This is a genomic window from Streptomyces polyrhachis (assembly GCF_042663125.1).
In the GTDB taxonomy this organism is placed as follows: Bacteria; Actinomycetota; Actinomycetes; order Streptomycetales; family Streptomycetaceae; genus Streptomyces; species Streptomyces polyrhachii.
In genome coordinates, this window is sequence record NZ_JBHSZO010000029.1 from 71,394 (window position 1) to 78,801 (window position 7,408).

At 73.2% G+C, this 7,408-nt stretch carries 6 protein-coding genes; 4 read left to right on the forward strand and 2 right to left on the reverse strand.

Features of this window, described 5'->3' with window-relative positions; all coding sequences use genetic code 11:
• The first annotated feature begins 57 nt into the window (after positions 1-57).
• The 4 genes from ACFQLX_RS18545 to ACFQLX_RS18560 all read left to right on the forward strand — a co-directional run bounded on the left by ACFQLX_RS18545 (position 58) and on the right by ACFQLX_RS18560 (position 4,549).
• Positions 58-1,461, forward strand: a complete 1,404-nt coding sequence (locus tag ACFQLX_RS18545) for an LAETG motif-containing sortase-dependent surface protein (protein WP_386416609.1) — start codon at positions 58-60, stop codon at positions 1,459-1,461.
• A 326-nt stretch (positions 1,462-1,787) separates the two neighbouring features.
• Positions 1,788-3,452, forward strand: coding sequence for an energy-dependent translational throttle protein EttA (gene ettA / locus ACFQLX_RS18550; RefSeq protein WP_386416610.1), 1,665 nt, complete (start codon positions 1,788-1,790; stop codon positions 3,450-3,452).
• Between the two features lie 3 nt (positions 3,453-3,455).
• Positions 3,456-3,878, forward strand: coding sequence for an acyl-CoA thioesterase (locus tag ACFQLX_RS18555; RefSeq protein WP_386416612.1), 423 nt, complete (start codon positions 3,456-3,458; stop codon positions 3,876-3,878).
• Positions 3,875-4,549: a DUF8185 domain-containing protein gene (locus ACFQLX_RS18560; RefSeq protein WP_386416613.1), complete on the forward strand. Its 675-nt coding sequence runs from the start codon at positions 3,875-3,877 to the stop codon at positions 4,547-4,549. The genes ACFQLX_RS18555 and ACFQLX_RS18560 overlap by 4 nt, the downstream gene beginning before the upstream one ends.
• Positions 4,550-4,821: 272 nt before the next feature.
• Here ACFQLX_RS18560 and ACFQLX_RS18565 read toward each other — a convergent pair whose 3' ends face one another.
• Together ACFQLX_RS18565 and ACFQLX_RS18570 are read right to left on the reverse strand one after the other, a co-directional pair.
• Positions 4,822-5,850, reverse strand: a complete 1,029-nt coding sequence (locus tag ACFQLX_RS18565; RefSeq protein ID WP_386416615.1) for an ABC transporter ATP-binding protein — start codon at positions 5,848-5,850, stop codon at positions 4,822-4,824.
• A gap of 115 nt (positions 5,851-5,965) precedes the next feature.
• Positions 5,966-7,408 (reverse strand): FtsX-like permease family protein (locus ACFQLX_RS18570; protein ID WP_386416616.1); only part of this gene is annotated, 1,443 nt, incomplete at its 5' end.

Sequence of the window (7,408 nt, forward strand, 5' to 3'; positions counted from 1 at the left end):
ACCGATATCGCTGGCGGGGACCCCCACGGACCATCCCGCCGGAGGGGAATGACGTACATGAACTCCATATCCGGGACGCGCCGCGCTTCGCGGTCCGTCCGGCTCACCGCGGCACTGCTCGGCGCGGGACTGCTCGGTGCGGCCGCGATCACCACGGCGGCGCCCGCCGCCGCCCAGGACTCGCAGCCCGCCCCGGCCGGCGGCGCCACGGCCACCCTCGGCGGACTGAAGACCGCCGACCGGGCCGTGCTGCACCACGAGGACGGCTCCACCGACGAACTGGGCGCCGGGCTCTTCGAGATGGCGGTGGACGAGGGCGCCACGCTGCAGACGTACTGCATCGACTTCGGCCACCCCACGCAGTCCGAGGCGCGCTACCAGGAGGTGCCCTGGGCCGAGTCCTCGCTGCACGACAACCAGGACGCGGGCCGGATCCGCTGGATCCTGCAGAACTCCTACCCGCAGGTGAAGGACCTGGCCGGGCTGGCGGGCAGGGCCGGGGCCGGCAGCCTGACCGAGGCGACCGCCGCGGCCGGCACGCAGGTCGCGATCTGGCGCTTCTCCGACCAGGTGGACATCGAGGCCAAGGACCCGGCCGCCGAGAAGCTGGCCGACTTCCTGTACGACAACGCGCAGGACAGCGAGGAGCCTTCGGCCTCGCTGCGGCTCGAGCCCGCGGCCGTCTCCGGCAAGTCCGGGGAGCGGCTGGGCCCGATCACGGTGCGCACCGACGCCGCGGCCGCGGACCTCGCGCTCTCGAAGGAGGGCGCGGCGGCCGGCGTCAAGGTCGTCGACAAGGACGGCAAGGCGGTGGCCAGCGCCGTCGACGGCAGCGAGCTGTACCTCGACGTGCCCGCCGGTGCGCCGGACGGTTCGGCGGCGGTGAGCGTGCGGGCGGCCACGAAGGTGCCGGTGGGCCGGGCCTTCACGGGCATCGGGGAGTTCGCCAAGAGCCAGGTGCAGATCCTCGCCGGCTCGGAGCTCTCGACGGTCACGGCCACGGCGGCGGCCACGTGGGCGAAGCAGGGTGCGATCCCCGCCGTCACCGCGCACAAGAACTGCGCCAAGGGCGGCGTGGACGTCACGGCGAAGAACGAGGGGGACGAGTCGTTCCCGTTCGAGCTGGCGGGGCAGACGTACGAGGTGGCGCCGGGTGAGTCCCGCACGGTGACCGTCCCGGTCCGCGAGGACCAGGCGTACAAGATCACGATCACTGGGCCGAACGGCTTCAGCAAGGTCTTCGAGGGCGTCCTGGACTGCGAGACCGCGCCGTCCCCCGCGGACAGCCCGGCCACCCCGGCCCCGCAGCCCTCGGCGGCCTCCACCGGCGGCAGCGGCGACGACCTCGCCGAGACGGGCGGCAGCAGTGCCACCCCGTGGATCGCCGGTGTGGCGGTCGCCCTGGTCGCGGCCGGCGGCGGTGTGGTGCTCCTGGTCCGCAGGAAGAGCGCCGGCGCGTAACCCCGCGCGCCCGCTCCCTCCGGGCTGACGTCCGCTCCGGATCTTCGGGCCGACGCGCGCACTGGATCCTGGATGCCCGGGCTGACGCCCACGTCGGGCCTCGGCCTCACGCCCGCCCCGGGTCCCGGAGCTTTCCGCTCCGGGACCCGGGGCGGGCACGTTGCGGGGCGGGGCGCACCGTGTTTCCGCGGGGAGTCGACGGGCGGTGGGTGGGAAAGGGGCTGGTGGGGGAGAGGGGCGCGGACTCGTTTTCGTCCCTGTGCGTGCGTCGGGCAAGATGGGGTGTATCTGCCCATCGCTCGATCCACACCGCCGGACGGTTTCTCTTGGCTGAGTACATTTACACCATGCGCAAGGCGCGCAAAGCGCACGGCGACAAGGTGATCCTCGACGATGTCACCCTGAGCTTCCTGCCCGGGGCGAAGATCGGCGTCGTGGGCCCGAACGGTGCAGGCAAGTCCACCGTGCTGCAGATCATGGCCGGTCTGCAGCAGCCCTCCAACGGTGACGCCTTCCTCAGCCCCGGCTACAGCGTCGGCATCCTGCTGCAGGAGCCCCCGCTGGACGAGTCCAAGACCGTCCTGGAGAACGTCCAGGACGGCGCCGCGGACACCATCGCCAAGCTCAAGCGGTTCAACGAGATCGCCGAGCTGATGGCCACCGACTACTCCGACGCGCTGCTCGACGAGATGGGCCGGCTGCAGGAGGACCTCGACCACGCCAACGCCTGGGACCTCGACGCCCAGCTGGAGCAGGCCATGGACGCCCTGGGCTGCCCGCCCGGCGACTGGGCCGTCACCAACCTCTCCGGCGGCGAGAAGCGCCGCGTCGCGCTGTGCAAGCTGCTGCTGGAGCAGCCCGACCTGCTCCTCCTCGACGAGCCCACCAACCACCTCGACGCCGAGTCGGTGCAGTGGCTGGAGCAGCACCTCGCCAAGTACCCGGGCACCGTCGTGGCGATCACCCACGACCGGTACTTCCTGGACAACGTCGCCGAGTGGATCCTGGAGCTCGACCGCGGCCGCGCCTACCCCTACGAGGGCAACTACTCCACGTACCTGGAGACCAAGCAGTCCCGGCTGAAGGTCGAGGGCCAGAAGGACGCCAAGCGCGCCAAGCGGCTCAAGGACGAGCTGGAGTGGGTGCGCTCCAACGCCAAGGGGCGCCAGGCCAAGTCCAAGGCGCGCCTGGCGCGTTACGAGGAGATGGCCGCCGAGGCGGACAAGATGCGCAAGCTGGACTTCGAGGAGATCCAGATCCCGCCGGGCCCGCGACTGGGCAGCATCGTCGTGGAGGTCAGCAACCTCTCCAAGGCCTTCGGCGACAAGGTCCTCATCGACGACCTCTCCTTCACGCTGCCGCGCAACGGCATCGTTGGCGTCATCGGCCCCAACGGCGCGGGCAAGACCACGCTGTTCAAGATGATCCAGGGCCTGGAGGAGCCGGACTCCGGCGCGATCAAGGTCGGCGAGACGGTCAAGATCTCCTACGTCGACCAGTCCCGCGCCAACATCGACCCCAAGAAGACGCTGTGGGCCGTCGTCTCCGACGAGCTGGACTACATCAACGTCGGCCAGGTCGAGATGCCGTCCCGCGCGTATGTCAGCGCCTTCGGCTTCAAGGGTCCGGACCAGCAGAAGCCCGCCGGGGTGCTCTCCGGCGGTGAGCGCAACCGCCTCAACCTCGCGCTGACCCTCAAGCAGGGCGGCAACCTGCTGCTCCTCGACGAGCCCACCAACGACCTCGACGTCGAGACCCTGTCGAGCCTGGAGAACGCGCTGCTGGACTTCCCCGGCTGCGCGGTGGTCGTCTCCCACGACCGCTGGTTCCTCGACCGCGTCGCCACGCACATCCTGGCGTACGAGGGCGACTCCAAGTGGTTCTGGTTCGAGGGCAACTTCGACTCGTACGAGAAGAACAAGCTGGAGCGCCTGGGCGCGGACGCGGCCCGTCCGCACCGCGCCACCTACAAGAAGCTGACGCGGGGCTGAGTCTTGCGCCACACCTACCGCTGCCCGCTGCGCTGGGCGGACATGGACGCCTTCGGGCACGTCAACAACGTGGTCTTCCTGCGCTATCTGGAGGAGGCGCGGATCGACTTCATGTTCCGCCTGGCGCCGGGCGAGGGCGACGCCTCCTTCAAGGGGGGCTCCGTCGTCGCGCGGCACGAGATCGACTACAAGCGCCAGCTCGTCCACCGGCACGAGCCGGTGCAGATCGACCTGTGGGTGACCCGGATCGGGGCCGCCTCCGCGACCATCGCCTACGAGGTCAAGGACGACGACGCCGTCTACGTCCGCGCCTCGACGGTCGTGGTGCCCTTCGACTTCGCCTCGGGGCGGCCCCGACGGCTGTCGGAGGGCGAACGGGCGTTCCTCGGCGTGTACTTCGAGGAGCCGGAAGCGGCGGCGGCGTGAAGCTGACGCTCGCGGGGCCCGGGGAGGCGGCGGCGCTCGCCGCCTTCCTGGGGCGGCTGCTGCGGTACGACCGGGGGGCGGCGGTGCGGTTGCGCTCCGCTGGGGCCGGGGGCTCTTCCGGCTCCGCCGGGGGCGGGATCGCGGTGTTCGGGCGGGCGCCGGCGTTGGACGCCGTCGTCGTACGGACGCTGCCGCTGGGTGCCTCCCCGGTGGGGGAGGTGGACGTCACGGTCTCCGCCGGGGAGCTGCTGGAGGCGCTCGACGGGGTGGAGGTCGCCGTTCCCGCGGCTGTTGCCGGCGCCGCCTGGGCGGGGATGCTGCCGCCGCGGGGCGGCTGGGAGCCGGTGGGCGGGCTGCCGGACGCGGAGGCGTTGCGGGCGGCCGTCGCGGCGGGGATCGCGGAGTTCCGGGCGCGGGTGGCGGAGCTGCCGGAGGACAAGCGGGTGCGGGCGGAGCTGGATCGGATCGGGGGGGAGATCTGGGGGCGGGGGTTGGGGGGGAGTCCACTGCCGGTGCGTGCTGCGCACGCGGCGTACGTCTTCGGGCTGTTGTGGCCGGGGGCGGCGGTGGAGCTTGTCTCGGTTGGTGGCTGGCTGCGGTTGCGGACGCCTTATGGGTCGGTGGCCGTCCGGCGTGGGGGGCTCCCCGGGCTCGGGGTTACGCCGGTCTGAGGGTGCGGTCGCGCTGCGGGGGCTGCGCCCCCGGCCCCCCGGATCGCTGCTTCGCAGCTCTGGCCTCAAACGCCGGCCGGGCTGGAATGGCGCTTCGCGCCATGGCCTCAAACGCCGGCCGGGCTGGAGTGCGGTTGCGCTGCGGGGGCTTTGCCCCCGAACCCCCGGATCGGCGCTTCGCGCCTCTGGCCTCAAACGCCGGCCGGGCTGGTTCGGCGCTTCGCGCCTCGGCCTCAAGCGCCGGCCGGGCTGAGTGCGGTTGTGTTTCGGGCTCACGTGCCGGTCGGGCTGGGGGGTTCTTCCGCGGCGTCCGGCCAGACGCCTATGTGGTCCTGTTCCAGTTCCAGGAGGACTCGGTGGCGGATGGACAGGGCCTCTGTGTAGGACGTGGGGAGTTGGAGGCGGCCTGAGCGGTCTACCACCGAGTACTCGCGGGCTACCACCGATTCGCGGCCGTGCTCGTCCACCTCGGTGCGGCGCAGGACCTCGGTGGCCGTGCGGCCGTCGCGGATCGCCACCGTGCGGCGGACCTCGGAGGCCACTGTCTGGTCGTGGGTGACGATCACGATCGTGGTGCCGAGGTGCTCGTTCGCGGTGCGGAAGGCGGCGAAGATCTGCTCCGCCGTCGCCGAGTCCAGCTCGCCCGTGGGCTCGTCCGCCAGGATCACCGAGGGGTCGTTCGCCAGGGCCACCGCGATGGCGACGCGCTGCTGCTGGCCGCCGGAGAGGGCGGTGGGGCGGCGGTCGCGGCAGTCGGACAGGCCCATCAACTCCAGGAGCGCCTCCGCCCGTTCGACCCGGATGCGGCGGCGGGTGCGGGCGCCGGAGAGCTGCATGGGCAGCATCACGTTCTGCAGGGCGGTGAGGTAGGGGAGCAGGTTGCGGGCGGTCTGCTGCCAGACGAAGCCGACCGTCTCGCGGCGGTAGCGCAGCCGTTCGCGGGCATCCATGGTCAGCAGGTTGGCGCCGGCCACCCGGGCCTGGCCGGCGGAGGGGACGTCCAGGCCGGCGAGGATGTTCAGCAGCGTGGACTTGCCGCTGCCGGAGGCGCCGACCAGGGCCAGCAACTCCCCTTCCGCCACCAGGAGGTCGAGCCCCTGCAGCGCCTGCACCTCCACCCCGTCGGCGGTGAAGATGCGTACCACCTGGTCGCAGACGATCAGGGCGTCGTGTCCGAAGGCCGGCCGCGTCTCGCGGGCGGCGGCCTGGCGCTCCAGCTCGGCGAGCGAGGCCGCCGCCGGGAGGGTCCGGGGGCCGGCACCGGGGGCGGTACCGGCGCTGGTGCGGGTCGTCTGGGTCACCGGCGGGCTCCTCTCATGGGTCTCATCGCAGGTCTCGTCGCGGCTCTCGTCGCAGGTCTCGCCGCAGGTCTCGTCATAGGTGTCGGTGCGGGCCCGTGGGTCACGCAGGCCCCCCTCATTCCCGGTCTCCGGCCCGCAGTTCCGTCGCGGCCCGCTGCCGCCAGGTCCACCACGCCTGGCCCAGCACTGCCGCCAGCACCACCGCCGGGATGACCAGCGAGGGCAGCAGCAGCGCCGCCGGGTCGGGGGTGAGGCGGGCGTCGAGGAGCTGTTCCAGGCCGCTGCTCGTACTCAACGCGCCCGCCAGTACGCCCAGTTCCACGCCGGGTTCGACCAGCCGTACCGAGGCGACGCCCAGCAGCGCGCCCACCGCGCCCGCCAGCAGCACCTGGGGCAGCGCCTCCAGCACCAGCAGCCGGCGGCCGTGGGCGGGCGGCAGGCCCATCGTCCGCAGCCGCGCCAGCAGCGCCGTGCGTTCGGGCGCGGCCTGCAGCAGCGACATCAGCACCGCCAGGACGGCGAAGGCGATCCCGGCCAACGAGGCGACCGCGTAGAGGCGTTCGGCGCCGCGCTGCAGCGGGGACTCGCCGAAGCCGGCCTTCGTCTCGGCCTGCAGGGTGACGGAGCCCGCGCGGGCCTCCTTGACCGCGGCCCGCAGGGCGGCGGCGTCGATGCTCCCGCCGGCGACGAGCAGCAGGTTGGGGCGGCCGGCCGCCGGTCCCGCGGTGTACTCCGGGTAGTCCTTCGCGATCTGCTCGGCGTTGACGACGACGAAGGCCCCGCCCGGCCACGCCGGGGTGCCGTCCAGCTCCGCCGCGGCGCGCAGGCGCAGTTGGCCCATCGGCGGCTGCATCGTGAACACCCCCTCGACGGCCGTCTCCGCGACGTGCGGGGAGGTCAGGGCGGGCAGTGAGGACACCTGGTCGCCCCGGGTCAGCTCGGCCGCCCGGAAGGTGCCGAAGCCGAGGCGCTCGGCGAGGCGCGCGTACTCCTCGGGCCGCACCAGCACCAGCGAGACCAGCTCGCCCGACGCGCCGAGCGGGAAGCCCGGCTCCACCCGCACGGCGACCGCGTCGTCCACGCCGCGGACCTTTTGCACCTTCGCGGCGAACCCCTCGGGCAGCGTCTTGCCCGGCGGCGACTCGATACGGGCGTCGGCGCCGGCCGCGTACAACGCGGCCCGCTCACGGGCGTGTTCGACGCCGGCGAGGACCGAGCCGCCGAAGGAGGCGGTGGTGAGCGCGATCAGCAGCGCCAGCAGCGGGAGGGCCGCCGCCGCGTGCGTACGGCCGGCGCGGGCCAGCGACAGGAAGCCGACCGCGCCGCGCCAGCCCGCCGCCGGGCGGCCCGCCATCCGCAGCGGCAGCGGGTAGAGGCGGACGAACACCGCGGCGGCGGCCACCGCCGCCAGCACCGACGCCGCGCTGAGCAGCGCGTCCACCTCGCCGCTGCCGGCGGCGCCGCGCCGGCGCAGCGCCGCGATGCCGCCCACCGCCAGGGCCAGCACGGTGAGTTCGGCGACGGTGCGCCGCCGCGAGGGCCGCGCGGTCGCCAGGTC